The sequence below is a fragment of the Marinobacter antarcticus genome (assembly GCF_900142385.1).
Classification (GTDB): domain Bacteria; phylum Pseudomonadota; class Gammaproteobacteria; order Pseudomonadales; family Oleiphilaceae; genus Marinobacter; species Marinobacter antarcticus.
Genome location: NZ_FRAQ01000001.1, coordinates 1,475,833 through 1,502,094, shown reverse-complemented (window position 1 = coordinate 1,502,094; position 26,262 = coordinate 1,475,833). Strand labels below are relative to the sequence as shown.

Genomic DNA, 26,262 nt, shown 5'->3' with positions numbered 1-26,262 from the left:
GAAAACAAAAAAAGCCCCCGAAGGGTCCAAACAGGTTACAGATTAAGCGCCGGTCAATCAGTGGCTAATCATCCAGGGCCGCATGGAGGGGAACATTTTCTTCCCGTCGGCGGTGTAGAACAACATCGACTTGCCAGGTTTGGGCGAGCCACAGCCACAACTGCGGCTGTGCTCTTTGTCGTTCTCCCGGCGGTCGGCGGTTGAAAACACCGGCTCGTGGCGGGAACGTTCATTCCTGTCCTGGGCCTTACGTGTTGCCGAGTCCATGGCTGCAATTTCCGGTGGTAGCAGAATCACTCTGGCTGACAGCGCCTTGCAGGTGGGGCATTCCGCCGGCTTGGCGCTGTCTGCCATGGTAGCCAATGTATTGAGCAGGCCATGCTCGCGACACTTGTAGTCATACACAGGCATGGCTGTTACTCCTTATCTTTCGACAGGGGTACATCCATTCCCTCGGTGACCATCTTCTTCGGGCCGTCAGCACAGGGGTTGATGTCGAAATCGAAGATGCCCGTTGGCAGCCAAAGTGCGGCGCAAGCGTTCGGGATGTCCACCACGCCGCTGATGTGGCCTTCTACCGGCGCACAGCCAAGAATCGCGCAGGCCTGACGATAGGCCATCGCAAGGGCCTTCTGGAATCTCTGCATGGACTGAAACACAGCGGGAGTCCGACGTGCTGTTGTGGATAGCCAATGGCAAGACCAACCGGGAAATAGCACAAATTCTGGGCATGAGCCCACGCACCGTGAACAAACATCTGGAGCAGGTGTTCCGGAAGCTAGGCGTCGAAAACCGGACCTCTGCTGCAGCCAGCGCCATTCGCTTGCTGGCCACACAATAGTCGCATCCGTGTCTTTTTATAATCGCTGGCCAAGGTGCAGGAACAAAGCCTATTCACTCAGTTCGCGCTAGACTGGTCGGGATGAACAACCGATAGGTGGTGGTGATTATTTGAAAAAGTTACTCCTGATTTTTGGCATGGCCATGCTGATGGCGGCTGTTTTCAGCATTATAGCCAAGCCGGTTCCCATTGAGCAGAAGCTGATTAACATTCACGCCCGCGACGTGCTCGGTGATTTTCCCGGCATTGAGCAGGAGTCTGTTGAAATTCAGGCGATACTGCTGGATATGTCGGATGACCCACTGCTGCTTTTAAAGGCGCAGGCTGCGTTCATGCGCTACCCGGATATGGCCCGAAACCTCTTTCCTCTCTACGCTGCAGAGCCGGAGTTTCAGGATATCCTGAGGCGCTATGGTGAGGACGTTCTACCACCAATCCAGTATTTCGTAAGCCGGCCCATCAGCACGATTGAGTGGATGAACAGAGCGTCCCGTCAGTATCAGGCTGCCAAGCGATTCTTTACCGGCACACCGGAGGCTTCCAGGCCTGACAGCCAGCTATCAAACGAGCGCGAAGAGCTCTCACCGGGAGAGCGAGGCTGGTACGCCGTCAACTTCATTCAAAGTGAAGGCCACGACTTCCTGGGCCAGTTTATTGTCGATAGCCAGGGTGCCACCCAGTGGATCGGCACAGAGCGGGTACTGGAAGGCATGAATCAGTTTTTCGCCAGCGGCATTCGTGATCTGGAACGGAACTATAGATTCGACAATGAGATCACCGCAGGCGACGTCGGCTGGGCCTCAGTGGATGTGCTGATCTTTGCCAGTGCTGTGAAAATACTCCGCGTGGGGCGCGCCGCCGCGGTTACCACCAAGGGTGCAAGCCGGGGCACTCGCTCTGCCGCTCTGGCCGCAAGGGTTACGCGCAGCGGGAAAATGGTTCTGAGCAGCGCCCGTTATGCCAAATGGCCCCTTATTGTCGGCGCCGGCTACCTTGTTATCACGCACCCAAGCATTATCAACGACCTGTTCGCAGGTGTGGCGGATATACTCGGCTATCCAGTGGCTGCGGTTCAGTTTGTGGGCTGGCTGCTATTGCTTATCCCTGCGCTTTACATCGGCAGCTGGCTATTATGGTTGCTCGCGCCGCTATTAATGGCGCTGCTTCGGTCCATGAGCCATTTGGTGGCAGTCCTGAGCGGCCGGCGGCATCGTCATGCCGGATACGGTAAGCTATGACGCAACCCTGAAGCCTTATCATCCGGGACCGCTTAAATGGCACTTCCCTACTTTCTTGGCTGCCCCCAGTGGCAACACCCCGCGTGGAATAGCGGGCTTCCGCCGGGCAGGAGCCCGCTGGATCGCTACAGCCAGGTGTTTAACTGTGTTGAGGGCAACACAACCTTTTACGCCACGCCCAGCCGGGAGCAGTGTCAGCAATGGCGCTCACAGGTGCCGGACGACTTCCGCTTTCTACTCAAGTTTCCTCGCACTATCACCCACGATCGACTGCTGTCTGGCGTCGACGCTGGCATGCGGGATTTTCTGGAAGTTGTCGCGCCACTGGAGGACGTATTCGGCCCATTTCTCTTGCAGCTTCCCGCAGCGTTCGGGCCGGAGCACCTGAATAACCTATGGCGCTTTGTTGATGCCTTGCCGGCGCCTCTGGGGTGCACCGTGGAAGTCCGCAACAGCGCTTTTTTCAGCAAGGGCGACGCCGAGAAGACCCTGAACCGCGGTCTCCGGGAGCGCAACATAGCCCGCGTATGCCTGGATAGCCGGGCTCTGTTTGCGGCCACCCCTGACAACGAAGTCACCATTGATGCCCAACGCAAGAAACCCCGGGTTCCTGTGCACTTGCTTCCCGGTAATGCTGCTCCGGTGATCCGCTACATCGGACACCCGGATCTGGAAGCTAACCGCTGCTATCTGGCGCCATGGGTTGAGCGAGTCGGTGCCTGGATCGAGCAAGGGCAGCGCCCTTATTTTTTCCTGCACATGCCGGACATTGGCGATGCCCTGTCACTGGCCGAACTCTGGACCGAGCTTTTAAGCGAACGCGTGGATAGCATGGAGACTCTTCGCTTCAACGAAAAACAGCCCCAGTTAGGGCTGTTTTAAGCAATTCCCTACGTTTTCTTACTGGCATTGCCCCTTCTCGAAAACACCTTCCTGGATTTATTGTTTAACATCCAGATAAGAAGAAAAATCATGCCACATGGATAACACTTTAATTTAAAAGCACTATCCTTTTTGAGTAAGATGAAACATGACCGGCCACCCAGACAGTGTGTCCGGGAACTACGACACCCGCTGTGTTAACAAGGAAAATCTCATGGGAAGCTCTAAACTCGTTGGTATCGTTTTGCTCGTGGTGGGCATCGCCCTGCTCTATTTCGGCTATCAATCAACTCAGTCCGTTGGTGACCAGATAAGCGAGACTCTCACCGGACGCTTCACGGATAACACTATGTGGTATCTGATCGGTGGCGCTGCGCTAATTGCAGCGGGTGGTTTCCTTTCGTTTTTCAAAAAATAATTACCCCAAAGGACAACTATGACACTTCACCTCGAACTCGCCCCGCTAATTAGTCTGGGCGCAGGGATTGGCATTTTGGTATTCCCGCGCTTGCTCAATTACATTGTTGCAGGCTACCTGATCACGCTTGGTGTTTTGGGGTTGCTGGGGCATTCACTCTGACGTGTTGCATCTGGCAATAAGGCACGGGCTCACGCTCGCTGTGAGAAATATCGCACATGCCAGCAAGCCAATCTCCGATGTGCCACAAATGCATCCCCGCTAGAATAAGCAGTGTCAGGGATGACAAGCCAGCAAGGAACGTTGGCTCAGGGAAGAAGCGCTCAGGATGAGCTATAGCCTGAAGGAACAGGCGGGGGTCAGCCACGGAATCAGGGATCACAAGGAATGTGACCCTTATCCGTGCACTACACTGTATGTCACGGATATCCGGCGACTGCCCTTTGCTTTTTTACTGAACCCGCCAGAACCCGAAACTCCGCTTCTGCTGCCTTGCGCTCTGACTCACAACCATAACGACGCAATTCAGCCTTAGGAGCAGATTTACATGAAGCACACACCTTTTTTCGCAACACTCGTACTGCTGTTCAGCCTGGTAACCGGATTCGCTCACGCGCAACAGCCGGCCATCAATATCAACCTGGCAGACGCAGCAACCCTCTCCAGCCTCAACGGCATTGGTGACAGTAAGGCGGAGGCGATCGTCGCATACCGCGAAGCAAACGGTCCTTTTGAGACAACACAGGATCTTTCTAACGTGAAGGGCATTGGCGCACGTACCGTTGAAAAAAACGCCGAGCGTTTAACCGTAAAGTGAGTACTGGGGGATAACACATCCCCCGGTTCATAGAGGGGCAGCTTCAGGCTACCCCTCTATGTGCCAAATGCACCACGAAAGTCTTCTGGCAACCACAGATCACCCGCCCTATTATTAACAGACAAGAACTCTAACCGGCTCAAGTGGCAGGCTATGGCTGGCATGCCGACCAATGCGCTGCTAGTATCCGGGCCTTCCAAGACCGCGGACATTGAGCAGACTCTCGCCTACGATGTCCACGGCCCAAAAGAGCTAATTGCGTTGATTATTGAATGATTCGAGGCGCCCTGCTAATCGCCCTGGCAGCCCTGCTCTGGTCGACCACGGGGATCGTTGCAAAATTCCTGTTTACCGGGACTGAGCTGCCAGCCACCACTCTTGCCTTTCTCCGGCTGGTCGTCGCCCTGCCGTTTTTCTGGCTGCTGATGCGCCGGGAGCAACGGCAAAACGCCAACGCAGGTGGAACAGCACCAGGCAACTCCCTGAGAAAACTGGATTTGAAATCCCTCGCGCCCCTTGCCGCGCTTGGATTCTTCCAAGCCATCTATCAGGGCAGCTATCTGCTTGCCGTGGATCTGACCGGCGCGGGCATCGCTACGCTGATTGCGCTGTGCCTGCCTCCGGTGCTGGTGGCGATACTTGCGGCTCCGTTGCTGGGAGAAAAACCAGGACTTCTGACCATTCTGGCACTGATTACCGCCGTCATCGGAACCGCAATGCTGGTGCTCAGCGATATGGACACCAGCGGCACCCTGCGCCTCGCCGGCGTACTCATGGCGCTTCTGGCCGCGCTGGTCTACACCGGCTTCACGCTGACAAGCCGCTATAGCTCAACCGGCACCCCCGTCTTTACCACGGCATTTATCTGCTTTTTTACCGCCGCACTCATACTGCTGCCCGTGGTGGCACTCAGCGGTGGTTTTGAAGGGATTGAAGAGCTTGAACTCCGGCACTGGCTGATGGTGGCCTTTATCGGCGTTGTGCCCACCTGCATCGGCTACGTGAGCTTCTTTACCGGCATGAAAACCACGCCGGCAACGCTTTCCAGCATTATCGTCACGCTGGAGCCGCTGTTTGTCGCTTTGCTCGCCTGGATTTTTCTCGAAGAAGTTCTGGGGCCGATTGGCATTGCCGGCGCATTGATACTCACCGCAGCGGTGGTCGTGGCCTCGCGTTATGGCGGGAAATCCGGTGCCGCCCCGAAGGACGGCACGGACACATCAGCCTGATCAGCTGTTCTTGCGCTGCTTTTCCAGCATGTCCGGCTGCAGGATCTCGATCCAGTAGCCGTCAGGGTCCTTGATAAAGGCGAGGCCTTTCATCTTGCCGTCATCCGGCTTCTTGACGAACTCAACGTCCAGGCTCTTAAAGCGCTCGCACGCGGTGTAGACATCAGGTACTGCGATACCGATATGACCAAAACCCTGAGGCTCGTCGTTGCCGTTGTGATAGGCAAAGTCATCGTCATTTTCGGTGCCCCAGTTATGGGTCAGCTCCAGCATGGCTTCGCGGCCGAACGTGAAGGTGGTTCGATGAGCGTCGTCCGCCGGCACAAAGCCCGCTTGCCGATCGTCAAGGTAGCCCAGGAAATAGAGCGTAAACTTCATTTCCGGGAAGTCGAGCTTGCGCACCAGCCGCATACCCATCACCCGGGTATAGAAATCCATGGAGCGCTCAGGGTCCTTGATGCGCAGCATGGTCTGGTTAAATACGTAGCCTTCCGTTTCCGGAACCGGCTCTTCATGCAAGCCGGGGGCTTGCTCAAAATGCTTGGGCATGGGGTTTCCCTTTTTTGCTTTTGATAATTCGAAGTGTATACCTGTGTTCGTTTCTACCCGATTTCAAGGGCTCCGCCACCTTGCACGGCGCCTCATAGGCAGAGCGCGGGGTGTGATAAACTCACGCCCATACACTCTCCCGCCGGAGCAGAGCCGACTCCCGGCGCGCCGGCTTTCAAGACCTGTTCAGAGAACCTTTATGGATTTCAAGGTGCCTAATACCCTGGCGGAGCAGATCGCCAATTACCTGGCAGAACGGATTATGACTGGGCAGATACAGCCTGGTAAGCGCATTCAGGAAGCCACACTGGCTACTGAACTCAAGGTCAGCCGGGCCTCCGTGAAGGAGGCGCTGTATACCCTTGAACGTTGGCATCTGGTCGACATCACGCCGCGCAAAGGCGCAGCCGCGTCAAAGCTGGATGCCAACCATGCTTCAGAGCTATACGACGTTTACATGCACCTGCTCATGATGCTTGCGGCAAGGCTCTGCGAGCGCTGGCAGGAGAGCGACCGGGATCGCATGCTGGCAGTGGTCGGCAGTGCTGTGGAGCAAATGAAAAAGCCCTCGGCGGATATTATGGCGGTGGTTGAGGCGAGTTTTGAGGTGATGGAAGCGTGCTGTGAGCTGGTGGGCAACGAGTATCTCACGGAGGCACTTTCAAACTTCAAGCCGGCGGTGAGCCGCGCCTATTATCTGAGCGCCGAGCGATATCGCCATGGCCTGGCTCAGACAAGCCAGTTTTTTACACGCCTTCCGCAGGCAGTCTTAGACCGGGATGTAGAAAAAGCCCAGGCCGTGATCCGGGACTTTGCGGAGCACCAGAAAGTAATGATTCAGCGAGCTTTGTCTTCAGCCTAGTGCCGGCATGCCAATATTGGCAGCGTTCAGTTCACAGGCTTTGCCATTACAGACACCACCATGTTGGTTTATGGTCACTAGTATCCTGTAAACTGCCCGTCTGACTCTGACGGGCAGCCCATGACTGACAACACCGAAACCAGCTACCAGAAACGAACCTCAGCGCGACGCCTTATTCTGTTCAGCGTGCTCTTTATTGCGCTCACGGCGGTAGGACTTTACGCGGTATACGATCAATTTGCAGAACGTAGCATCAGTTTTGATGCCCGGTTGATTGCACCGCAAACCCTGGTAGCGGTGGTAGCTCTGCTTCTGGTGTATTTCATTTCCGACGGCTTGCGCTTGCACTTCACTCTGCGAGCACTTGGGCACCGCTTGTCCTTTCTGGTCATATTTCGTCTGGTTTTTATCAACCTGTTTTTCTCAAACGTTACCCCCATGGCCACCGGCGGAGGGTTCGCGCAAATCTGGTATCTGCATCGTCATGGGGTTCCCGTAGGCAGAGCCACAGCCGCTACTACCATCAGAACCGTGCTGGCCGTGCTTTTTATATTCTCCCTCACGCCGGTGTTCCTGCTGACACTGGATGCGTTTGACGGCCAGACTATCACCGGCGATCTGGGCTTCGCACTGGCCATCTTCATTCTGCTATATCTGGGCTTTTTCATTATCCTGCTGTTTCGCACACGCTGGCTCATCGGGCCGCTCAGCAGTCTGCTTGGAGCTCTTAACCGTTGGCATCTCATAAGCGATACTCGCCACCAGCGCTGGCAGTTCAAGGCCCGGCGGGAGATGCTGCGTTTTTCCCAGAGTTTCAGCGATTACTTGCGGGGTCGGCCGCTGTTTGTGGCGCTTTCGGTCCTTTTTACAGCCGTGTTCCTGCTCAGTCTGTTCAGCTTTCCGGCGTTGCTGATTCACAGCCTGGGTTACGACGTTGATTACCTCGTGTCACTGGGGCTGCTGGTTGTGACAACATTTATTATGTATTTCTCGCCAACACCGGGCGCCTCGGGCATTTCCGAAGGTGTCTTCGGCAGCTTCTTCAGCGGTATCATTTCAGGAAACCACCTGATTCTGGTTATTGTGAGCTGGCGCCTGATCACCATTTATCTGGGCATGATCATTGGTTTAATCGTGTTGCAAAGAGAACTGATAAAAAATCGCAGGAAACCCGGATGATCTTCCGAAACCCGTTAAAGCTGCTGTTCTATCTCTGCCTGCTAATCGTGATACTGCTGGTGGGTTATAAAGCCTATCTGAACTTTTTCATGAAAAACTTCGCGGGCGTGCATAACGAACAGGTGGAGCAGATTCATCGCGACATATCCGCCAGCGATCCGTTGAGTTTTGCCGTAGTTGGCAACATCAACAATTCCGTCGGCATTTTTGAAGAACGCATTATCCCGGAGCTCAACGCCTCAGGAATGGACTTCCTGGTATCCGCCGGCAACGCCGTCAGTGGCGGTGGTGAGGACAAATATCGTGCCCTTTATGGCTCTCTCAGCCACCTCCACATTCCATACCTGCTCACCTTTGGCGCCCACGAATATGAGGATTTCGGAAGCTTCCGGTTTTATGACCACTTCGGGCCGCATTTTTTCAGCATTCAGGCCGGTAGCAGCCGGCTGATTTTTCTGGACAGCACCGGGAAAACACCTTGGCAGTGGCAGATCCGCTGGCTGGATGACTTGCTTAGCCAGGACACCTCAAAAGCCAGAATTCTGTTTATCGGGCACCCTCCTCTCAAGCCGGCAGAAGACGCTCTTTTCGACCAGCCGGAGGATTATCTTGCCCCACCCGAATTCCGGAGTGCATTACTGGATACTGTCAAAAAGCACAAGATAGACCTGGTGTTCTCTTCAAATCTCTCGCTGTACTCGGAGAAACAACTCGGTGACACACTCTTCATTACCACCGGCGGAGCAGGCGGGCTGATACTGAATAACGACACCAGTTTCTATCATTACGTAAGGGTGAACATCAGCCCTGAAGGCGAGATCAGCCACACCCTGCAGCGACTCGAAGTCGGCCAGCACCCGGTCCTGAAACGCCTCGAGAGCTTATGGTTCTTCTTTTATTCACTATTTTATACCGGCTACGTCAATTTCCTTCTGATCGTGGCCATCTTTGCAGCCATCACCATCAAGCTCTACGCCATTATTTTTGTCGGCAAGGATTACTACCCGGACTACAACCTGGATCCAACGCCGTGGCTGGAGAAGTCGTTAAGAGTGGCCATGTTCACCAACAACTACCTGCCCTTTATTGGCGGCGTGCCCATTTCCATTGCACGGCTTCAGCATGGTCTGGAACACCTTGGAGACAAACTACTGGTTGTTGCACCGCGTTACAAAGATCAGCCGGAGGTTGAAGAGCATGTGCTACGGGTTCCTTCCCTGCTTGCCATGGGCGAGAAGCGAGAGTTCCGGCTAGCGAATATCTTTCTTGCCCGTATCCGCAAACGTGTACGGGCTTTTCATCCGGACATCATTCACCTGCACCACCCATTCTGGCTGGGTTCACTCGGGCTGTTCATGGCGCGCCGGCTCAAGGTGCCAGCTATCTATACCTACCACACAAGGCTGGAGCATTACGCCCATTTTGTGCCGCTGCCAGGCCTTATTTTCCGTAATCTTATCTCCCATGCGCTGATCAAACGCTTCGCCAACAAGTGCGATGGCGTTATCGTGCCTACCTACTCAACCGAGGAATACCTCCGGATGATCGGCGTGATGACACCCACCTTTGTGCAGCCCACAGGGATTGAGTACGAACGCTTTCAGGCGGTAACGGATGATGAGATCGCACAGCTGCGCAAGACTCTGAAGCTTAAAGACGAAGCCGTTTTTATCAGCGTGTCGCGGCTGTCGAACGAGAAAAACATCGATTTCATGATTGAAGCAATCAGTGCGCTGCGACAGGAAACGAGCAAGCCCTTTCACTTCCTGATGATCGGCGAAGGGCACCAGAAAGACCGCCTTCAGGGCAAAATCCGGGAACTGGGCCTGGAAACTCATATCACCCTTGCTGGCGCGGTACCGCCAGAGGATATAGCCGTCTGGTACCGGCTGGGGGACGCCTTTTTGTTTGCGTCCAAGTCCGAAACCCAGGGGATGGTCATTCTGGAAGCCATGGCCGCTGGCTTACCCGTGGTTGCTGTGCGCTCGAGTGGTATCGATGATGTTGTCCGCCATGGGTTTAACGGCTTCAAAACCCCGGAAAGGCAGGATCAATGGTGCGCGCAGGTAAAGCGCCTACTGGAGGATGATGAACTGCGAAACACCCTTTCCGCGCAGGCTCTGGCATTTGCCAAAGACTTTTCGGTTGAACAGTTTGCCACTGATGTCCACGAAATTTACGCCACTACTCTGGCGCTCCGCGATAAGAAGCTTAAAAAACGGCGAGCAACCTGAGCGGATAGCTGGTTAAGGCGAATTAACACATGCTAACGAGCGGGAGCGTTCCGAAGCTCACCTTGCAGGCTTTTCTCGGCCTGGCGCTCACGTTCTGATTTCTTGCGCGCTTTGCGTTCAGCGATATTGCGGGCAGCCTCACTACCCACATGGGACTCTCCACGAGCCTCCGCCAAACGAATCTGATGCTCACGCTCCGCAAAACGCGCCTTCTGTTCTTCACTCAAAGAGTCAAGACACCGGTGGCAGCTAACCCCCTGCTGATACTCGGGGCGCTGTTTCTCAGCCTCGGTAATCGGGCGACGACAGGCATGGCACTGGTCGTAACCGCCGCGCTCCAAACGATGATTGACCGTAACCCGATCGTCAAATACAAAACATTCACCTTTCCAGAGGCTTTGCTCTTCAGGCACTTCTTCCAGGTATTTCAGGATGCCGCCCCTGAGGTGATAAACCTCCTCAAAACCCTGCTCCCTCAAGTACGCCGTGGATTTTTCGCAACGAATACCGCCGGTACAGAACATGGCAACTTTTTTATGTTTTGCCGGGTCGAGATTCTGCTTCACATACTCTGGAAACTCTCGAAAAGTATCCGTGGCAGGATTAACGGCGTTCGTGAAGGTGCCGATTTCCACTTCGTACTGATTACGGGTATCGACAAGAAGAACCTCGGGATCCGAAATCAGAGCGTTCCAGTCACCCGGCTCCACGAACGTGCCCACAATGCGTTTCGGATCAATGCCATCAACGCCCATGGTGACGATCTCTTTCTTTAGCTTCACCTTGGTGCGTTTGAACGGCTGGGTATCTACAAACGATTCCTTGTAATCAATACCATTAAAACGCTCATCGCTGGACAGCCAGGCCTGAACCGCATCAATACCGCTGCGGCTTCCGGCAATCGTGCCATTGATACCTTCCCGGGCCAGCAACAGAGTGCCGTGCACACCGTTGGCCAGCATGATATCCAGCAGTGGCTGGCGAAGGATTTTGTAATCATTCAGAACGGCGAACTTATAAAGCGCGCAGACAACAACATTGTTGCTCATGGGGATCCTCCTGCGGGCCGGATCGTAAATCCGGAGCATGGGTTTATTTATCTGGAAGGCCTGACCAGAGAGGACGCAGATTCTACCCCACTCTGGCTTATGTTCAAGTCAGGGCTGACCGAGGCGGGAAAGCTCCCGCTCCACTATGGCCGAAAGCTGGCCCCAGCCCGGGCGGTTAAGGCGGATGTTGTCCACCAGCACCGTTGGTGTGCTGGTCACTTGCAACTGCATGGCAACACGGCGGCTTTCTTCAACCGCTTCCCTGTGCAGCTCGCTTGTCATACAAAGGCGAAAGCGGCGCTCTTCCAGGCCTAAATCGTTGCCATAACGCGTAAAGGTGGCAACAGGGTCGTTCGAACCACTCCATTCAGACTGCGAATCAAATAGGCGTTCGTGCATTTCCCAGTAAGCCCCCTGGTCGCCGGCGCAGCGAGCAGCCTGGGCGGCCGGAAAGGCATTCTGGTGCTGCCGCAACGGCAGGTCAAAATACACAAAGCGAACCTGCCCTGCCTCTACATACTCCTGCTTCAGGCGCTTGCTGGCTTCCGCGAAAAGGCCACAGGCAGGGCACTGAAAATCCGCAAACTCTCGCACAACAACCGGCGCGTCTTCAGCTCCCACAGAAACGCCGAACTGATCCAACTGCGCCGGAAAGGCTTCTGCACCAGGTGCAGCAACCGGCAACTCATCCGACGTTGGCTTGGGCGCTGCGGTAAGGAAAAAAGCACCAAGAACAATGGCGGCGAGAACCAGCACACTCACGCCTATAACCAGAGGCTTTCGTGGGCTGGTTTTCCGCGGCAGCGGCGCTCCGGTCTGCTTGCGACGTTTTGCTTCACCCATTCTTGACTCCTTTTTATTTTGCAGAGGAAACCTGATATTTGTTAGCAGGCGAACATTTCAACAATTGCCCAGGCAGGCTAAGATCCTTTATACCCTACAAAAGTTCCAATACAAATAAAGGAGATCTCATGTCACTTGCCGCTTTTCGCAAGGATTCCCTCAGCCTGCCCCTCGTCGCAGCCCCCATGTTCCTGATCTCCGGCCCCGAACTGGCCCTTGCGTGCTGCCGGGAAGGGATAGTCGGAAGTTTTCCGGCGCTAAACCAGCGCACGAGCGAAGGTTTTGAAGAGTGGCTGATTCAGATGACCGGGGATCTGGGGAAGCTGAAAGAAGAGAACCCTCAAGCCAACATCGCACCCTATGCCGTCAACCTGATCGTGCATCGCTCAAATCCGCGCTGGCAGGCCGACCTGGAATTGTGCGTAAAGCATCAGGTTCCCATCATCATCACATCGCTGGGCGCTGCAAGCCAAGTGGTAGAAGCCGTGCACAGCTATGGCGGCGTGGTCTTCCACGATGTAACCAACCAGAAGCACGCGCGCAAAGCGGCCGAGGCTGGCGTGGACGGCATTATTGCGGTTTCAGCCGGCGCCGGTGGACATGCAGGCACCACTAACCCCTTTGTTCTGGTTCACGAAATCCGCGAAGTGTTTGATGGCACCATTTTGCTGGCCGGCGGGCTCTCCCACGGCGACGATGTTCTCGCCGCACAGGCCCTTGGCGCAGACCTGGCGTACATGGGTACGCGCTTCATCAACACCACCGAGTCACGGGCGGAAGACGCCTATCACAACATGATTATTGAATCTGTATCCGGCGATATCATCCATACACCGGTGGTTTCCGGCGTACCTGCAAGCTTTATGCGGCAAAGCCTGGAGGCCGCGGGTTTCCCGATGGATAAGCTGCACCAGGCGGGTGAGGTCAATTATGGGGAAAAGCTCAAGCCGGTGGATGACGAAGCCAAGGCCTGGAAAACAGTATGGTCGGCTGGCCAGGGTGTGAGTCAGATTAATGATGTAGTCAGCGTTGAGGTTCTGGTGTCACGGCTCAAACAGGAATATAAAGACGCACGGGCGCGTGTCTGCGGTTAAACAAACCTGGCGCCCCAGACCAAGGCCTCCCTTTCTGTCACACGCGGAATTGGGATGCCTTGGTTTGAAGTGCTGCAAGCAGCTCGCTGATTTCCGAGCTGGCATTATCAGAGCGCTGAATGGCTTCGACAGTGGTCGAAGATGAGCGCGCAATATCGTCAATGCTAACGCTGAGCCCCCCTGCCCGCTGGCCTTCCCGTTCCGCCACAGACGAAATACTCAGAGCCTGCTCTTGCAAACTACTTAACAACCGGTTGATCTGATCGAAGTGCTCATCCGCGCGACGGAACTCCGCAGATGATTCCGTAACCTGGTCCGACACATCACCAATCACCGATACCGCTTGCTTACTGCCCTGCTGCAACTGCGCAATGATGGTTTCAATTTCTGTAGTGGATTTCTGAGTCCGGTTTGCCAGAGTTCTTACCTCATCGGCCACCACCGCAAAGCCACGGCCCGACTCCCCGGCCCTCGCGGCCTCAATGGCCGCATTAAGGGCCAGAAGGTTGGTCTGCTCAGCAATGGCGCCGATAACCGACAGCACGGATGTAATCTCAGTACTTTGCGTGTTGAGCGTGCTGACCGCTGCTACGGCTTTTTCCACATTCGAGACAACTTCATCCAACCGTTTGCGCACATCTCGGGAAATTCCAGCAGTCGCCTCACTCTCAGCACTAACACTGCGCACAGCCCCGGCAACTTCCTGAATGTTGCCCGCAACCCCGGCGATGCTATGAGACATAGCCGCCATGGTTTCAGATACCTCCGCCACTTCACGCTGCTGGGCATTAACCGCCGCAACCGCATCACGGCTGACCTCTCCCTGAGCCTGTGCCTGCCCGACGGCAGACTCTGCAGAACTTTTAACATCGGATACCAGCCCTTGAATGCGGGCGATAAACTGGTTAACTCCCCGGGCCATTTCGGTCAGTTCGTCGTTGCCTTTCAAGTTCACGCGGCGGGTCAGATCGGCCTCCCCATCCGCAATACCACGAATGGCTGAGTTCAGGCGCAGAATACGTGGCAACACGCCACCGCCAAGCGCAGCAGCCACCAGAATCAAGAGAACAACCATGGAACTCACGGCAACCACGGCGAGGCTGGACGACAAGCCTGATGCTTCCAACCGAAGGGCATCCACCGTGTCGCTGATACTCGATTGCGTGTCGGCCCCCATCACCAACAACTGCTGTTGAAGCCGCTGATTGACCTGGTCGGTTTCAGTTTCAAGCATCTTTCCTGATGCATCGATAGTGCCCGCCAGAGTCGCGCTGAACTCCTCCTTCAACTGAGCAAGATCGCGGTTTATCCCCTCCAATGACAACCCAAGTTTCAACTGCCCGATAGCGGAGCCCTTCGGCTTTATGTCTGCAGTTATGATAACAATATTCGGGTCACGACTTGCCGCATCCAGCACACGGTTGGCCGCTCCACGGCCCTCACCCTGCTTCATTAATTTGACCACGCGCTCATCCGTACGATCAACATACCGAGTCATGCGCTCACCGTACTGATCGAAATAAACCGCGAAGAGCACCGATTCTCTCGCGTCTGCCAGCTCCACGAGACCGGTTAACTGCGGAATATCCCTGTCCCAGATCAGGGGCGCGGCAACGGCCGCCAACACATCTGCCAGCCCCTGTGCTTCCGCCATAACGGCACTTCGTACATTCTCCGCCACCCGCTCCTGCTGGTCGCTTTGCTGACGCGTAAGCTCATCGGCCAGCTGGCCAACGCTTTCCTCGCGCATAGTCTGCAAACGCAGGCGAACATCATCCCGCGTGTTTTCAAAAGATTCGCTGAGCTGATTGCTGCTCGCTTCAAGCGCTGAACCCGCAGTATTTATCAAGCGCTCAACCTGGTCTGAAATCAGCCACTGACTGATAACAACTTGCGCCAGGCCTGCAACAATCAACACAATAAAAACTGGCCTGAACAGCCTGCTGGAGATCAGATTTTTGAGAAAACGAGGGGCCATAAGAACTCCCTGAACATGTTATTCCGGCATCAGGAGTACTTGTGCTCTACCCATTGAGATGCGCCAGACCCTAGTTGTAGCAAAACAAGCGAAAAAGGGGGGCTTCTTTATGTAGGATTTTGTTGCGGATCTTTAAAAGCGGGTCGCTTAATCAAGCTGAATTCGCGTTGCGACAACTGCGACCCCAACTGTTCTATATTACCTTCAAACTCAAAATACACTTCGGGTTTCAAATTTCATCGTTATGTCGTCTGCCTGCACTTCGCCCAGAACTGTGCGTCTGACGCCTGACCTTAGGCGACTTATCAAACCCGGGGACGTCCTGTACGTAGGTGCTTCGCCTGAGCAGCACATGGCCACTGTCTAACTGCTCAACAACGCCTTTACGCAGCAACTCATTGAGAACCACGGATGGAGCAAAATCTGGATCAACGGCCTGCACGAGCTGGCTGAAAGTGGGCTCGCTTTGATTATTCATCGCAAGCATAGCCGGGTGTCGATTCTCATCAAGAAACGCAAGTGCAGTTATCCAATGGCTCACCACTTCACGACTGGGAGCAGACAGTATGGTGCTTGCGAGTTCGGCAGGTTCCCAGCGACGAACAAACCCGGACGGACTGCTGGAGTTCATGATGCGTTCTCTCTTTTGGAACCGGGCTGCAGTATTTCTGTATGAGGTGCTTCCTCAAAATAGAAGAAACTGACACCTGTTCTGAACGCGGGGGCATATCCCCCACTGTACTTTTTTACCAACTCAGAAAACTCTCCGAAAGGAATGCCATTGCGCAAAAGCAACCTCGCAAGAGGTCGAAAAATACGGAACAGGGCCTGATAAAGCGGATTGTTTATAGCACTTTTGATGTTTGCGATTGTATTCCCATTTCAATGCTAAAAGCCAGAAGTTCCGGCGAGACAAGCGAGGGTACCGGCCAGAGCAAACTTAACAGCAGAAGCTAAAAGGTTATGTTTCATCATTCTGCTCTGGACTGTTTTAAATGCTCTGGCAATTGAACTTTTATTCCCGTTCTATAAATTATCCAGTGCCAGATGCTATTAATTTATGAACTTTCAAACAGAACCAACGTAAGGTTGTGAACACAAACATGAAAAGAGACATAAAAATGTTGGGATTTTTGAAGGGTGATCCGAAGAAAAAGCTGCAGAAAGCCTACGAAGACAAACTTGCAAAGGCGCTGCATGCGCAGCGCAATGGCGATTTAAGGAGCCATGGGACCCTGATGGAGGAGGCAGAAAGGATCTACGCCGAGATCAAAACTCTCGACGAAAACCAATAAAGCGGGCTTGCTAACGGGGGCTTGCTAGCGGAAATTACCACTCCCCCGTCAGTTGCTTTAACTGGCGGCTCAGGCGCTCTACCTCTCTGCGCATATCCTGGACCTCGTCCAGAAGCTCCAAAGACATGGCCAGCCCCGGCAGGTTCATCTTCAGGTCTCGCTGCAAGCGCTGAGCCTTGTGCAGCCGTGCAAGAGCAGCCACATCGAACAACCATTGACGAGCCTCAGCTGCCGGGTCCACTGGTGAGATAATACCGTAACTCACTAACTTGATTACAAACTCCGCGTGGCACTCACCCCGCTCGCACACTTCGTGAAGGGTGAAGGTGCTGCCATCCGAGTCCATCACTTCCACGGTCAGAATACTGTTTTTATCACTCATCCTTTACTCTCCCCTTCACAGATGGAGCTTGCTGCGTGGATCGAACGCTTTCTCGGCTTCTGCAAGCTGCTCGTAAAGTTTTTCTGCCTCTGCAGAATGCTGCTCCGGCACGGCTATCTGGAGGATAACCAGCTGGTCACCTGGATGCTTGCCCGGCAGCCCCTTACCCTTGAGGCGGAGCTTACGACCTGAAGAGGTTCCCTTAGGCACTTTCACTTTCACCTTTGAGCCCACAGTAGGCACTGTGATTGTCGCACCCAGCGCGGCCTCCCACGGTGCCACTGGAACGGTAACGACAACATCCCTGCCTTCAATACTGAACAGCGGATGAGGTGCCAACTCAACCTCAATCAGTAAGTCGCCTGGCTCGCCCCCGCCAATACCGGGCGAGCCCTGGCCCTTCAGGCGCAGGTGCTGCCCTTCGCGCATACCGGCGGGGATTTTTACTTTGAGCGTTTTCTGGCGTGCAACAATACGGCCCTGCTGGTCGGCTTCGTGCACTGCGAAGGAAACCTGCTTCTCGCATCCATTGAACACTTCTTCCAGAAACAGCGGCAACCGGGCGAGAACATCTTCACCTCGCATACGCACATTCTGCCGGAAGCCTCCGCCGGCGCCGCGACCAGCACCCTGGCCACCACCGAACATTTGTTCAAAAAAGTCGCTGAACTGACGGGAATCCGCCTCGGTGTAACCGCCACCACCAAATCCGGATTCGCTCTGCCAGCCGGGAGGCGGCTGGAAAGAGCCGTCGGACTGCGCGCCGTATTTCCGCAACTGATCGTACTCGCCGCGCTTTTCCGGATCTTTCAGCACTTCGTATGCTTCGCCGAGGTCTTTAAACTTCTCGTCAGCGTTCTCCTCTTTACTGACATCCGGATGATACTTCCGGGCCAGTTTCCTATAGGATTTTTTGATCTCCTCGGGAGAGGCAGACTCGCTCACACCGAGCACGGCGTAATAGTCTTTGAAGTCCATTGAACTCCTCGCATCTGGTCAAAGATTGTTCTCTGTTATATATGATTGGCGCGAACGGCGGGAATACAAGCTCAGCCCTGCGCTTTCGTAGATGTAGTAACCTTACCCTAAAATCGAAGCAGAGAAAGGATGTTATGTCTGAAAAGCCGTCCAAACCCGTATCCGCATCCGCCATTGAGAAACACGTTTACAAAGTCTTTCCCAATGACATGAACGCCCACGACACCGTATTTGGCGGCATGATCATGGCGAAATGCGATCGCCTGGCGCTGGTGGTTGCCGAGCGCCACTCGGCTCATGTTTGCGTTACCGCTGCGGTGGATTCCATTCATTTCCGTGCCCCGGCAAAAGGCAACGACACCCTGCTTTTCAGCTTGTCACTGAATCGGAGCTGGGGATCCTCTATGGAAATTGGCGCCCGCGTTGAAGCCGAGAACAGTTACACCGGAGAAACCCGCCATATCCTCTCTGCCTTCTTCACATTCGTCGCTCTGGACGCTAACGACAAGCCCGTGGATGTTCCTGCAGTCATTCCAGAAGGGGGGGCACAGAAACGACGCTTTGAGAACGCAGAAATCCGCAGAGAGGGGCGACTGAAGACACGGGCCCAACTGGCAAAAGTAGCAGATAACAAAGGCGCTTAACCGGGCTGAGATTCTGTAAAGCGGCAAGCTATGATAGGGTCTCGCAGGTTCAATCTTCCCCTATCAAACTTATCAGACGACAACTTAGGAGAACTCCATGATCTGGACTGTCTATCTCTCTGGCGAGATCCATACTGACTGGCGTGAGCAGATTCAGGCTGGGGCAGAAGCTGCCGGGTTGCCCGTGGAATTCAGCGCTCCGGTCACCAATCACGAAGCCAGCGATGCAGCAGGCGATGTATTGGGCAAGCCGGACGAGGCGTTCTGGCGCGATCACCAGTCATCCAAGGTAAACGGCATTCGCACCAAAACGCTGCTGGAGCAGTGCGACCTGGCGGTGATTCGCTTCGGTGATAAATACAAACAGTGGAACGCGGCCTTTGATGCCGGTTTTTGTGCAGCCATGGGCACACCCTATGTCACGCTGCACAATGACGACATTATCCACCCGCTGAAGGAAGTAGACGCGTCCGCCATGGCCTGGGCGCAGACTCCCGAGCAGGTGGTTGATATTCTGAAGTACGTTACGACAGCACAGTAAAATCTGGGGCATCTGGCGAAGATGCCAAGCTAACAGCTATTTCGCCAGATGCCCGACATAAGCTGCAATAAACGCAGTCTCCTGAAACACCTTCAACCCGGTCTCCGCGAAGGGAATGGGTAACGGGTTTGCCGCCAACGTGGATTTGATGAGCGCCGGCGGGAGCAGACTAACTTCAACATCCAACCCTGACATCAACTGAATAGCCGCCTCCAGCTTGAAGCTGATCGCGCCCCCTGCAAACTTGCCTTTGGGCATACGCTCTTTGATTGCGACCTTCTTTACGCCGTGCTCCGCTACAAACTCCGCAAAAGACGCCTGAAACTGCTGCAGGTCTTCGCGTGTATGATTTTTCTTCAGCAACAGCTTGCGAACCTTGCTCTCCGGCAGGGTGAACTGGCCCGCGTCCAGGTTCAGCAAACACACCACGGCATCGCTGCCGCTCAGTTCAACACCACAAATAACCATAGGTGAGCCCCTAGGCACAGCACTTCTTGAATTTGAGACCACTACCGCAACTGCAGGGATCGTTTCGGGAAGGCACTTTTGCCTGCGTGATTGTGCCACCTTTATTCAGAATGGCCGTAAGCTCCGCAATGGACTCAACTGCGCCCTCACTGGTATCAAGCGTGATATCCGCGTGCAACTGGGCTTCTGCCACCAGTGCTTCAACCTCTTGTTTGCGGGCTTCACTGATAACCACAAGCTTCAATGGGTATTTTTTGCTGCCGCTTTTTTGACTGGCATTGGTCTGAAAGCCGCCATGGGCCGTGTGGTGCTGGCGCGCATCCTGCCGGCCTTTGAAGAAAAACTTGTCTGACATGCTGAAATCCCGAGGTATGGGAGAAAAAAACGGCGCTTAGAATACCATTAGCTACTGCCTCAAGGCGATCAGCAAAAACACAGGGTAATCGCCGGTCTCCCTCTCGAACACACTGGCAGGCACCACTTCCACGTTTTCAAAGCCCGCCTGACTGGCAGCCGAGGCAATCTCTTCCCGGTCGAATCCGAAATGAAACACTCCGGTATCTTCGGTATGAAAAGAGCCGTCTTCCTTGTCCAGATCGGATATGGCAATAAAACCACCCGGCTTCACCAGTTCATGGAAGCGGCGGAACATGGCGCCAATATCCCGCACGTGGTGCATGGTCATGGAAGAAATGATGCCATCAAAACGATCCGTCATAGTCTGCGTTTCCAGGTCCAGCTCCCGAACCTCCAGCTCACAGGCCAGCTTGTCCTGCTTCTCCTCAAGCTGCCGGTTCATGGACGGCGAAATATCCACCGCCGTGATCTTCCCGACATGGTGTGCGATTCGTTCCAGAAGCAGCCCCGTTCCGGAACCAAAGTCCAGCAAATGCATGGACGGCTCCAGCTTCACCTTGTCCAGGATAGTGTTGGCAATGTTGCTAACGTTATCAACGCGGTCAGGGTTCTGTTCGTAGGTGTGCGCCTTGTGGGCGAAAAAGTCTTTGCTCATGAATGCCTCGACAGATTAATTCCGGTTTGAACGATTCTGCATGACGCCCCTACGAGCTTCAAGATAGAGCGTCCGGCACAAGACAATTTATCAACGTAATCGAAAGATCCCGGAAAACAGACTCCGAGGCCACAATGCTCGGAAATCGGTCATACGCCGCGCGCCGACAAGTCGATGTACGCGCCTCTGCTTGTTTGACGCAGCTGGAATAGGCCTCGGCTCCGTCAGTCTGCCCGGTGGCTTTCTCGCAAAGCGAGGGCACCTGCGTTATAGCCCAATCCACGGCTGTGCCGAGCACAACTGGATGTTTCGACAGGTTGGTGAACCGGCTTGCATCCACCGCTTGCTGTTGCTCGCGGGTCTGATCCCAGAGAACAAACAGCAATGCGGCTGAAACCAGAGTGACAGTAACGGTCGGGAATTTCATGTAGGCCAACTCACCAGTACCCCAGAAGCTTCCACCAGAGACCGCCAACCACCACCCAGATGGTCAGATTAACAAGGCTCATTACGAACCCGGCTTTCCACCACTCACTCAGGCTCACGTAACCGGAGCCGAAGATAACCGGAGAGGTACCGGTGGCGTAGTGGGTTAGCGTCATCATGATGGACGAGGTAGCAGCCATCATCAGCACAAAGGCCATAGGCGGCGCGCCCAGGCTCAAGCCGACCACCAGAAAGGCCCCCATCATCGCAGTGATGTGAGCAGTGGTACTGGCGAAGAAGTAATGGGAATACAGAAACACCAGAACTAACAGCGCAGTGGAGGCCGGCCAGGCCAGGCCGGTGCTGACGATGCCGCTCTGAATGGCGCCAGAAAACCACTCAATAACCCCTAGGGTGTTAAGCTGAGTGGCCATCATCACTAGTGCTCCGAACCAGACCAGCGTATCCCAGGCGCTTTTTTCGGTTAGCACATCCTTCCAGTTCAAGACACCTGTAACCAGAAGAATCGACAACCCTACAAAGGCGGTGGTGGTGGAGTTCAGTTTGAACGAGTCTCCGAAAATCCACGCTGGTATATCCGCCCACAGCAACAGCAGAACCACAAACACGGCCAGCATAATGCCCTCATCGCGGGTCAGTTTTCCCAGCTTATCCAGGCGCTCGCGGGCGAAGCTGACCGCATTGGGTGTGGCTTTGATCTCTGGCGGATACATCAGGTAGATCACCAGCGGCATGAGCGCGATGGCGACAAGGCCTGGCAGCAACATGGCCAGGGCCCATGTGGTCCAGCTTAAGGTGATTGCCGAACCGGTGGCATCGGCAATCAGTTTGACCGTAAGCGGATTGGGTGCGGTTGCGGTAATAAACATCGCCGAGGTAATGGGATTGGAATGATAATTAACCAACGCCAGGTACTTGCCGATTTTATCGGTATTGCCATTGTCTGGCGTACAGCCGAAGCTCTTGGCAATGGAGAGCATGATCGGGTGCATAATGGCGCCGCCACGGGCTGTATTGCTGGGCGTAACCGGTGCGATGACCAGTTCCGAGATCGCAAGACCATATCCAATACCAATCGTGCGTTTGCCAAATATCGAAATAAAGTAATAGCCAATACGCTCGCCCAACCCGGTTTTTATAATGCCCCGGGAAATCATGATGGCTACCGCTATCAGCCAGATCAGCGAGTTGTTAAAACTGCCCAGCGCATCGCGAATGGCCGTACCGGGGTTGTCGCTGGTAACGCCGCTCACCGCCACCACCGTAATCGCTACAATTGAAATAGCACCAATCGGCATGGCCTTGCCAATAATCGCTGCAATGGTTGCCACGAAGATGGCCAGCATCATCCAGCCTTGGGCGGAAAGGCCTTCCGGCGTGGGGATAAACCAGATCGCAATCCCGATGGCGATCGCAAAAAACGCGGGTAACGGGCGGAAATCGGATGTAGAAGAGGGCATCACGAACACTCTTTTGGTGATGTTTGAAAACGACTCCATTCCAATCAAAAAATGTGATCAGTTGAAGCAGGAAGGAATAACTACAGGCTAATATCATATATCCATCGCTGCAAACAACCCATGGGCCGACTCAACAGAAAGCATCGCTCAGACGAATAACAGCTATCCTTACCGGAGAGCACATTTAAAACAGTTTGGAGAACCCGATGATGAAACCCGAACTCCCGAAATTGCCAGCGCTGAAGCTGGATGTAGACAATCGCATGCCAGCCTCCTGGGATTTCGACATTGGAGTAAGCCTTGTACTCCTGGTGCCCGAAGAAGAACGCAGTGCCCTGAGCAAGTCTCCCTGGGCCGACTTCCTGAAGCTGCGCCTCGCTGATTTCCCGACTGATTCCAATCCGATACTGATTTCAGGCCCGAAGGGGACTCGCGCTGCAATTGCCTTTGTGCAGGAAGATGTCAGCGGATTCAAAGCCTTGAGCCAGGCGCGTAAGTTGATCACACCTTTGATGGCTGAGCGCTCCAAAAAAATCAATGTCATCTCGCTCCTTGGCAAGGCAAATGCGGCCTGCGTGATGGCCGACGCTCTGGTGGCCGCTGCTTACGCTGCCCTGTTCCAACTGCCAAAAATTTCTGGCGAAGTCACTGACAAGCCTCACTTGGCCGTCATGAGCTTTTTTGGCGAGTTCGAAGCAGCTGACTTTCGCTACGCCAAAGCGACTGCCGAGGGCAACAACCTGGCACGCTGGCTAACCCAACTGCCCGGAAACTATCTGACACCCGGGATTTACCGCCATTACACAGAAGAGCTGGCAAAAACCGAAGGCTGGGAAGTTGAGTTTTATGACCTGGACCAACTGGAACAACTGAAGGCTGGTGCGTTTTTATCCGTTGTTGAGGCCAGCCCCGTGCGGGACGCCGGGATACTGCGGCTGCGCTACCGGCCGCAGGGTGCTGAGGAGCAGCCTTTTGCCCTTATTGGCAAAGGCATATGTTTCGATACCGGCGGCAGCAACCTCAAAGTGGGCGGCAGCATGCTGGGCATGCACGGCGATATGCAGGGAAGCGCCGTAGCGCTTGGTACTTTGCTTGCCCTGACGCGCCTCAAATTTTCCCAGCCTGTGGACTGCTGGCTGGCGCTGGCGGAAAACCACATCGGCCCAAAGGCGGTCAAGTGCAATGACGTTGTTACCGCTCTGAATGGCACCACCATCGAATTAATCAATACGGATGCCGAAGGCCGCATGGTGCTGGCTGACACCCTTGCCCTGGCCTGCAGGGAAAAGCCGAGAGCCATTCTGGATTATGCCACCCTGACCGGAGCGGTCGTCTCGGCTCTGGGCCAGCGAATGGCCGGTGCAATCACCAACCGGCGGCAGTGGGTTGAACCCATCATCCAGGCCGGGGAACACTGTGGCGAGCGAATCTGGCCCTTCCCCTACGAAGATGATTACGACGAAGATCTCAAATCTGACGTCGCCGATACTCTTCAGTGCCGCACGACGGGCGCGGGCGACCACATCTATGCTGCACGCTTTCTCGGAAAGTTCGTGGATAAGAACGTTGGCTGGGTTCACGTGGACATGGCCTCGTCCGGCACCCACAAGGGCGGGCTCGCGCATATCCCCACCGATCTCCAGGGGTTCGGTGTGCGCTTTGGCGTCGAATGGTTCAGCCGAATTGCGCAGGAATCTCGGTAAACCCAAAGGTCGGGCGGCCCTGAAACAACGTAACCTTGGGGCCATTCAATACCGAAACAGAGAAAACTGGAGGCCATAGAAATGAAGCGCATTACTCTTTCCAAACCGGGCGGCCTGGACCAACTGCACCTGGATGACGGCCCCCAGCCAGGCGAACCAGGGCCCGGAGAAATGCGCGTGCGCATTCATGCCAGCTCCCTCAACTTCCACGACTACGCGGTAGTTGCCGGAGCAATCCCGACCGAAGACAACCGTATCCCCATGGCCGATGGCGCCGGTGTTGTAGAAGCCACGGGCGAGGGTGTCACCGAATTCAGGATTGGTGACCATGTGGTGTCGACCTTCTTCCCCCAGTGGCTGGATGGCCCCGCACCTATTGATAATTTCACCACCACTCCCGGCGATGGCCAGGACGGTTACGCCCGTGAGCAGGTTATCCGCCCAACGAACTGGTTCACCCACGCGCCGAAAGGCTACAGCCACGCCGAAGCTGCCACCCTCACTACGGCCGGGCTGACCGCCTGGCGGGCACTGGTCGTCAACGGCGGTTTGAAGGCAGGTGATAGCGTGCTGACACTGGGTACCGGCGGCGTGTCCATCTTTGCCCTGCAATTCGCCAAAATGATGGGCGCACAGGTGATTTCCACTTCGTCCTCGGACCAGAAGCTGGAACGACTCAGAGAGCTGGGGGCAGACCACACTATCAACTACAAAACGACACCGGCCTGGGGCGAGAAAGTCCAGGAATTGACCAATAGGCAAGGCGTAGACCATGTCATTGAGGTTGGCGGCCCCGGCACACTGCCGGAATCCATTGATGCAGTGCGCATTGGTGGTCACATCTCGCTGATAGGTGTTCTTACCGGTCGAGCCGGCGATGTGCCAACCGCAAAACTGATGGCAAAACAGGCCCGCCTGCAGGGCCTGATTGTAGGCAGTCGCGCCCATCAGCAAGAGATGATTCGGGCAATTGAGGCCAACAACCTGCACCCGATCCTTGACCGATCCTTTGCACTGGAAGAGATTGCCGACGCATTCCGCCACGAGGAATCCGGCAAGCACTTCGGAAAGATCAGCCTGGAGTTCTAACCCAGGCCAGGTTAAAAGGCCGGATTAACGCCCCTGAGCCCCTCGGCGCAGCCAGTCATGAACAAACGCCAGTTTGCGCTGGGCAGCTTGCGACAACACAAACGGGTAAAGATCCGATAGCCCCATGGAGCGATTGACGTGATTAACCCGTATCGCCAAAGAGGCTGCCACGTTAATCAGGCGGGCTGTGTCCGGTTCCGCATACGCACTCCAGTGTGGGCCGGGCAACTCTGGTGACGACAAGCCCGAGGCGACAAAGCTATCCGTGATGTCGGTCAGGTGAAGCAGGTGTGCCGCTGTCTCTGCCCAGTCTTCGTGAGGATGGGCAGATGCGTAGGACGTCAGGTAAAACTGGTCCCAATCAGCCGGTGGTCCGCTGTGGTAGTGGTTTTGAAGCGCGGCCGGATAATCTACGCGCTCATCGCCGAATACTTCCCGGAATGCATCCAGAAAGTCATCACGCAGGCTGAGCCGCCACCAGAGCATGTGAGAAATCTCATGGCGCATATGGCCGACCATCGTACGATAAGGCTCCTGAAGGGCCTGCCTCCGGGTGGCTCGCACAACCGGATCAGCCTCCGCCACACTGATCGTAACCACGCCATTGGCATGCCCCATGGCCACCGGCGTCAGTCCCTCGGCAAGCATGTGGAATACAGGGCGGGTACCCGGGTCTTCCGGCCGGAACCAGTGCCAGCGCCCGAGATTATCAAGCACCCAGCGCTTTGCTGCTTCGGTTTCAGCCCAATTGGGCATGGCGTTGGGAATAGTCGGATCCGGCGCCAGCGCCGTCATCGCGCAGGAACGGCAGAAAGCGCCTTCCCTCGGCGCTATCCAGTTGCATCCGATGATCTCCCGGTTTACACAGAACGGCCGCATGGGCAGAAAGGATCGCGCCTGCGGATCGAAGGCTACAGGCGTACCATCGGCGGTGATAAGGTTATCGAACCAGAGTGAGCCGGAACCAACCGGGTCAGAGAAAACCAACATGGCGAGAATACTCCTGATGAGCGACACGGAATGTGAAACC

General features: G+C 55.0%; 29 protein-coding genes and 3 pseudogenes. 17 read left to right on the top strand and 15 right to left on the bottom strand.

Translation table 11 applies throughout. The annotated features are described in order from the left end of the window. Positions 1–57: 57 nt before the first annotated feature. A complete protein-coding gene (locus tag BUA49_RS07090; protein ID WP_072796482.1) occupies positions 58–411 on the bottom strand; it encodes an FmdB family zinc ribbon protein in 354 nt (117 codons plus the stop codon). A gap of 5 nt (positions 412–416) precedes the next feature. Further along, positions 417–620, bottom strand: a pseudogene (locus BUA49_RS18020) (acetamidase/formamidase family protein); the annotation flags it as partial. 35 nt (positions 621–655) lie between these two features. Here BUA49_RS18020 and BUA49_RS07080 point away from each other — a divergent pair. The 8 genes and pseudogenes from BUA49_RS07080 to BUA49_RS07045 all read left to right on the top strand — a co-directional run. Next, positions 656–841 (top strand): annotated as a pseudogene (locus BUA49_RS07080) (response regulator transcription factor); the annotation flags it as partial. 110 nt (positions 842–951) lie between these two features. Further along, entirely contained in the window at positions 952–2,079 is a 1,128-nt protein-coding gene (locus tag BUA49_RS07075; protein WP_072796480.1) for a hypothetical protein, read from the top strand. 36 nt (positions 2,080–2,115) lie between these two features. After that, positions 2,116–2,961, top strand: a complete 846-nt coding sequence (locus tag BUA49_RS07070) for a DUF72 domain-containing protein (protein ID WP_072796479.1) — start codon at positions 2,116–2,118, stop codon at positions 2,959–2,961. A gap of 214 nt (positions 2,962–3,175) precedes the next feature. Next, positions 3,176–3,379 (top strand): DUF3185 family protein, encoded by a 204-nt coding sequence (locus tag BUA49_RS07065; protein ID WP_072796478.1) that lies wholly within the window; start codon positions 3,176–3,178, stop codon positions 3,377–3,379. A gap of 18 nt (positions 3,380–3,397) precedes the next feature. Further along, on the top strand, positions 3,398–3,541 hold the full coding sequence (locus BUA49_RS07060) for a DUF3096 domain-containing protein (protein ID WP_072796477.1): 144 nt from the start codon (positions 3,398–3,400) through the stop codon (positions 3,539–3,541). Between the two features lie 385 nt (positions 3,542–3,926). Beyond that, positions 3,927–4,196, top strand: coding sequence for a ComEA family DNA-binding protein (locus tag BUA49_RS07055; RefSeq protein ID WP_072796476.1), 270 nt, complete (start codon positions 3,927–3,929; stop codon positions 4,194–4,196). A gap of 141 nt (positions 4,197–4,337) precedes the next feature. Then, a pseudogene (locus BUA49_RS07050) lies at positions 4,338–4,472 on the top strand (LUD domain-containing protein); the annotation flags it as partial. Continuing rightward, the gene (locus BUA49_RS07045) at positions 4,469–5,425 is read left to right on the top strand and encodes a DMT family transporter (RefSeq protein WP_072796475.1); all 957 of its coding nucleotides are present in this window, start codon (positions 4,469–4,471) and stop codon (positions 5,423–5,425) included. The pseudogene BUA49_RS07050 and the gene BUA49_RS07045, both read left to right, overlap by 4 nt. On the opposite strand, the gene gloA is transcribed toward BUA49_RS07045, so the two are convergent. Beyond that, positions 5,426–5,974 (bottom strand): lactoylglutathione lyase, encoded by a 549-nt coding sequence (gene gloA / locus BUA49_RS07040; RefSeq protein WP_072796474.1) that lies wholly within the window; start codon positions 5,972–5,974, stop codon positions 5,426–5,428. Between the two features lie 199 nt (positions 5,975–6,173). Here gloA and BUA49_RS07035 point away from each other — a divergent pair, with 199 nt between their 5' ends. The 3 genes from BUA49_RS07035 (at position 6,174) to BUA49_RS07025 (ending at position 10,249) form a co-directional block, all read left to right on the top strand. Next, positions 6,174–6,836: a GntR family transcriptional regulator gene (locus BUA49_RS07035; RefSeq protein ID WP_072796473.1), complete on the top strand. Its 663-nt coding sequence runs from the start codon at positions 6,174–6,176 to the stop codon at positions 6,834–6,836. 120 nt (positions 6,837–6,956) lie between these two features. After that, positions 6,957–8,015, top strand: a complete 1,059-nt coding sequence (locus tag BUA49_RS07030) for a lysylphosphatidylglycerol synthase transmembrane domain-containing protein (RefSeq protein ID WP_072796472.1) — start codon at positions 6,957–6,959, stop codon at positions 8,013–8,015. Further along, a complete protein-coding gene (locus BUA49_RS07025) occupies positions 8,012–10,249 on the top strand; it encodes a glycosyltransferase (RefSeq protein WP_072796471.1) in 2,238 nt (745 codons plus the stop codon). Before BUA49_RS07030 ends, BUA49_RS07025 begins: the two co-directional genes overlap by 4 nt. A gap of 32 nt (positions 10,250–10,281) precedes the next feature. Here BUA49_RS07025 and trhO read toward each other — a convergent pair whose 3' ends face one another. Together trhO and BUA49_RS07015 are read right to left on the bottom strand one after the other, a co-directional pair. Continuing rightward, positions 10,282–11,298: an oxygen-dependent tRNA uridine(34) hydroxylase TrhO gene (gene trhO, locus BUA49_RS07020; protein WP_072796470.1), complete on the bottom strand. Its 1,017-nt coding sequence runs from the start codon at positions 11,296–11,298 to the stop codon at positions 10,282–10,284. Between the two features lie 108 nt (positions 11,299–11,406). Beyond that, a complete protein-coding gene (locus BUA49_RS07015; RefSeq protein ID WP_072796469.1) occupies positions 11,407–12,141 on the bottom strand; it encodes a DsbA family protein in 735 nt (244 codons plus the stop codon). Positions 12,142–12,269: 128 nt separating this feature from the next. Between BUA49_RS07015 and BUA49_RS07010 the strand changes: the two genes are divergently transcribed. Next, positions 12,270–13,235 (top strand): NAD(P)H-dependent flavin oxidoreductase, encoded by a 966-nt coding sequence (locus tag BUA49_RS07010; RefSeq protein ID WP_072796468.1) that lies wholly within the window; start codon positions 12,270–12,272, stop codon positions 13,233–13,235. Between the two features lie 37 nt (positions 13,236–13,272). Here BUA49_RS07010 and BUA49_RS07005 read toward each other — a convergent pair whose 3' ends face one another. Continuing rightward, positions 13,273–15,213, bottom strand: coding sequence for a methyl-accepting chemotaxis protein (locus BUA49_RS07005; protein WP_072796467.1), 1,941 nt, complete (start codon positions 15,211–15,213; stop codon positions 13,273–13,275). Between the two features lie 229 nt (positions 15,214–15,442). Further along, the gene (locus BUA49_RS07000) at positions 15,443–15,844 is read right to left on the bottom strand and encodes a DUF6502 family protein (RefSeq protein ID WP_072796466.1); all 402 of its coding nucleotides are present in this window, start codon (positions 15,842–15,844) and stop codon (positions 15,443–15,445) included. 490 nt (positions 15,845–16,334) lie between these two features. Here BUA49_RS07000 and BUA49_RS17670 point away from each other — a divergent pair, with 490 nt between their 5' ends. Continuing rightward, the gene (locus BUA49_RS17670) at positions 16,335–16,508 is read left to right on the top strand and encodes a DUF6435 family protein (protein ID WP_139248746.1); all 174 of its coding nucleotides are present in this window, start codon (positions 16,335–16,337) and stop codon (positions 16,506–16,508) included. A gap of 34 nt (positions 16,509–16,542) precedes the next feature. Here BUA49_RS17670 and BUA49_RS06995 read toward each other — a convergent pair whose 3' ends face one another. Together BUA49_RS06995 and BUA49_RS06990 are read right to left on the bottom strand one after the other, a co-directional pair. After that, positions 16,543–16,890, bottom strand: a complete 348-nt coding sequence (locus BUA49_RS06995; RefSeq protein ID WP_072796465.1) for a chaperone modulator CbpM — start codon at positions 16,888–16,890, stop codon at positions 16,543–16,545. A gap of 15 nt (positions 16,891–16,905) precedes the next feature. Next, positions 16,906–17,868: a DnaJ C-terminal domain-containing protein gene (locus tag BUA49_RS06990; protein WP_072796464.1), complete on the bottom strand. Its 963-nt coding sequence runs from the start codon at positions 17,866–17,868 to the stop codon at positions 16,906–16,908. A gap of 134 nt (positions 17,869–18,002) precedes the next feature. Here BUA49_RS06990 and BUA49_RS06985 point away from each other — a divergent pair, with 134 nt between their 5' ends. Further along, a complete protein-coding gene (locus BUA49_RS06985; RefSeq protein ID WP_072796463.1) occupies positions 18,003–18,512 on the top strand; it encodes an acyl-CoA thioesterase in 510 nt (169 codons plus the stop codon). A 97-nt stretch (positions 18,513–18,609) separates the two neighbouring features. After that, positions 18,610–19,053, top strand: coding sequence for a YtoQ family protein (locus BUA49_RS06980; protein WP_072796462.1), 444 nt, complete (start codon positions 18,610–18,612; stop codon positions 19,051–19,053). Between the two features lie 36 nt (positions 19,054–19,089). Here BUA49_RS06980 and BUA49_RS06975 read toward each other — a convergent pair whose 3' ends face one another. From BUA49_RS06975 to BUA49_RS06955, 5 genes are read right to left on the bottom strand one after another with little or no spacing between them, the layout of a single operon-like run. Next, on the bottom strand, positions 19,090–19,521 hold the full coding sequence (locus tag BUA49_RS06975; protein ID WP_072796461.1) for a DUF3010 family protein: 432 nt from the start codon (positions 19,519–19,521) through the stop codon (positions 19,090–19,092). A 10-nt stretch (positions 19,522–19,531) separates the two neighbouring features. Beyond that, positions 19,532–19,876, bottom strand: coding sequence for a PBPRA1643 family SWIM/SEC-C metal-binding motif protein (locus BUA49_RS06970; protein WP_072796460.1), 345 nt, complete (start codon positions 19,874–19,876; stop codon positions 19,532–19,534). 51 nt (positions 19,877–19,927) lie between these two features. After that, positions 19,928–20,533, bottom strand: a complete 606-nt coding sequence (locus tag BUA49_RS06965) for a class I SAM-dependent methyltransferase (protein WP_072796459.1) — start codon at positions 20,531–20,533, stop codon at positions 19,928–19,930. 58 nt (positions 20,534–20,591) lie between these two features. Next, positions 20,592–20,960, bottom strand: a complete 369-nt coding sequence (locus BUA49_RS06960; protein WP_072796458.1) for a hypothetical protein — start codon at positions 20,958–20,960, stop codon at positions 20,592–20,594. A gap of 10 nt (positions 20,961–20,970) precedes the next feature. Further along, entirely contained in the window at positions 20,971–22,440 is a 1,470-nt protein-coding gene (locus BUA49_RS06955) for a DASS family sodium-coupled anion symporter (RefSeq protein ID WP_072796457.1), read from the bottom strand. Between the two features lie 206 nt (positions 22,441–22,646). Here BUA49_RS06955 and BUA49_RS06950 point away from each other — a divergent pair, with 206 nt between their 5' ends. Continuing rightward, on the top strand, positions 22,647–24,143 hold the full coding sequence (locus BUA49_RS06950) for a M17 family metallopeptidase (RefSeq protein WP_084063510.1): 1,497 nt from the start codon (positions 22,647–22,649) through the stop codon (positions 24,141–24,143). Positions 24,144–24,224: 81 nt separating this feature from the next. Continuing rightward, positions 24,225–25,232, top strand: a complete 1,008-nt coding sequence (locus BUA49_RS06945) for a zinc-dependent alcohol dehydrogenase family protein (protein ID WP_072796456.1) — start codon at positions 24,225–24,227, stop codon at positions 25,230–25,232. 24 nt (positions 25,233–25,256) lie between these two features. On the opposite strand, the gene BUA49_RS06940 is transcribed toward BUA49_RS06945, so the two are convergent. After that, positions 25,257–26,222 carry a zinc-binding metallopeptidase family protein gene (locus BUA49_RS06940; protein ID WP_072796455.1) on the bottom strand — a complete coding sequence of 322 codons (966 nt, stop codon included), beginning with the start codon at positions 26,220–26,222 and terminating at the stop codon, positions 25,257–25,259. Positions 26,223–26,262: the final 40 nt, after the last annotated feature.

Excerpts from the sequence above, each read along its gene's own strand:
- BUA49_RS07090 (WP_072796482.1), bottom strand. The coding sequence starts at position 411 with ATGCCTGTGTATGACTACAAGTGTCGCGAGCATGGCCTGCTCAATACA.
- BUA49_RS07070 (WP_072796479.1), top strand. The coding sequence starts at position 2,116 with ATGGCACTTCCCTACTTTCTTGGCTGCCCCCAGTGGCAACACCCCGCG.
- BUA49_RS07065 (WP_072796478.1), top strand. The coding sequence starts at position 3,176 with ATGGGAAGCTCTAAACTCGTTGGTATCGTTTTGCTCGTGGTGGGCATC.
- BUA49_RS07060 (WP_072796477.1), top strand. The coding sequence starts at position 3,398 with ATGACACTTCACCTCGAACTCGCCCCGCTAATTAGTCTGGGCGCAGGG.
- BUA49_RS07055 (WP_072796476.1), top strand. The coding sequence starts at position 3,927 with ATGAAGCACACACCTTTTTTCGCAACACTCGTACTGCTGTTCAGCCTG.
- BUA49_RS07045 (WP_072796475.1), top strand. The coding sequence starts at position 4,469 with ATGATTCGAGGCGCCCTGCTAATCGCCCTGGCAGCCCTGCTCTGGTCG.
- gloA (WP_072796474.1), bottom strand. The coding sequence starts at position 5,974 with ATGCCCAAGCATTTTGAGCAAGCCCCCGGCTTGCATGAAGAGCCGGTT.
- BUA49_RS07035 (WP_072796473.1), top strand. The coding sequence starts at position 6,174 with ATGGATTTCAAGGTGCCTAATACCCTGGCGGAGCAGATCGCCAATTAC.
- BUA49_RS07030 (WP_072796472.1), top strand. The coding sequence starts at position 6,957 with ATGACTGACAACACCGAAACCAGCTACCAGAAACGAACCTCAGCGCGA.
- BUA49_RS07025 (WP_072796471.1), top strand. The coding sequence starts at position 8,012 with ATGATCTTCCGAAACCCGTTAAAGCTGCTGTTCTATCTCTGCCTGCTA.
- trhO (WP_072796470.1), bottom strand. The coding sequence starts at position 11,298 with ATGAGCAACAATGTTGTTGTCTGCGCGCTTTATAAGTTCGCCGTTCTG.
- BUA49_RS07015 (WP_072796469.1), bottom strand. The coding sequence starts at position 12,141 with ATGGGTGAAGCAAAACGTCGCAAGCAGACCGGAGCGCCGCTGCCGCGG.
- BUA49_RS07010 (WP_072796468.1), top strand. The coding sequence starts at position 12,270 with ATGTCACTTGCCGCTTTTCGCAAGGATTCCCTCAGCCTGCCCCTCGTC.
- BUA49_RS07005 (WP_072796467.1), bottom strand. The coding sequence starts at position 15,213 with ATGGCCCCTCGTTTTCTCAAAAATCTGATCTCCAGCAGGCTGTTCAGG.
- BUA49_RS07000 (WP_072796466.1), bottom strand. The coding sequence starts at position 15,844 with ATGAACTCCAGCAGTCCGTCCGGGTTTGTTCGTCGCTGGGAACCTGCC.
- BUA49_RS17670 (WP_139248746.1), top strand. The coding sequence starts at position 16,335 with ATGTTGGGATTTTTGAAGGGTGATCCGAAGAAAAAGCTGCAGAAAGCC.
- BUA49_RS06995 (WP_072796465.1), bottom strand. The coding sequence starts at position 16,890 with ATGAGTGATAAAAACAGTATTCTGACCGTGGAAGTGATGGACTCGGAT.
- BUA49_RS06990 (WP_072796464.1), bottom strand. The coding sequence starts at position 17,868 with ATGGACTTCAAAGACTATTACGCCGTGCTCGGTGTGAGCGAGTCTGCC.
- BUA49_RS06985 (WP_072796463.1), top strand. The coding sequence starts at position 18,003 with ATGTCTGAAAAGCCGTCCAAACCCGTATCCGCATCCGCCATTGAGAAA.
- BUA49_RS06980 (WP_072796462.1), top strand. The coding sequence starts at position 18,610 with ATGATCTGGACTGTCTATCTCTCTGGCGAGATCCATACTGACTGGCGT.
- BUA49_RS06975 (WP_072796461.1), bottom strand. The coding sequence starts at position 19,521 with ATGGTTATTTGTGGTGTTGAACTGAGCGGCAGCGATGCCGTGGTGTGT.
- BUA49_RS06970 (WP_072796460.1), bottom strand. The coding sequence starts at position 19,876 with ATGTCAGACAAGTTTTTCTTCAAAGGCCGGCAGGATGCGCGCCAGCAC.
- BUA49_RS06965 (WP_072796459.1), bottom strand. The coding sequence starts at position 20,533 with ATGAGCAAAGACTTTTTCGCCCACAAGGCGCACACCTACGAACAGAAC.
- BUA49_RS06960 (WP_072796458.1), bottom strand. The coding sequence starts at position 20,960 with ATGAAATTCCCGACCGTTACTGTCACTCTGGTTTCAGCCGCATTGCTG.
- BUA49_RS06955 (WP_072796457.1), bottom strand. The coding sequence starts at position 22,440 with ATGCCCTCTTCTACATCCGATTTCCGCCCGTTACCCGCGTTTTTTGCG.
- BUA49_RS06950 (WP_084063510.1), top strand. The coding sequence starts at position 22,647 with ATGATGAAACCCGAACTCCCGAAATTGCCAGCGCTGAAGCTGGATGTA.
- BUA49_RS06945 (WP_072796456.1), top strand. The coding sequence starts at position 24,225 with ATGAAGCGCATTACTCTTTCCAAACCGGGCGGCCTGGACCAACTGCAC.
- BUA49_RS06940 (WP_072796455.1), bottom strand. The coding sequence starts at position 26,222 with ATGTTGGTTTTCTCTGACCCGGTTGGTTCCGGCTCACTCTGGTTCGAT.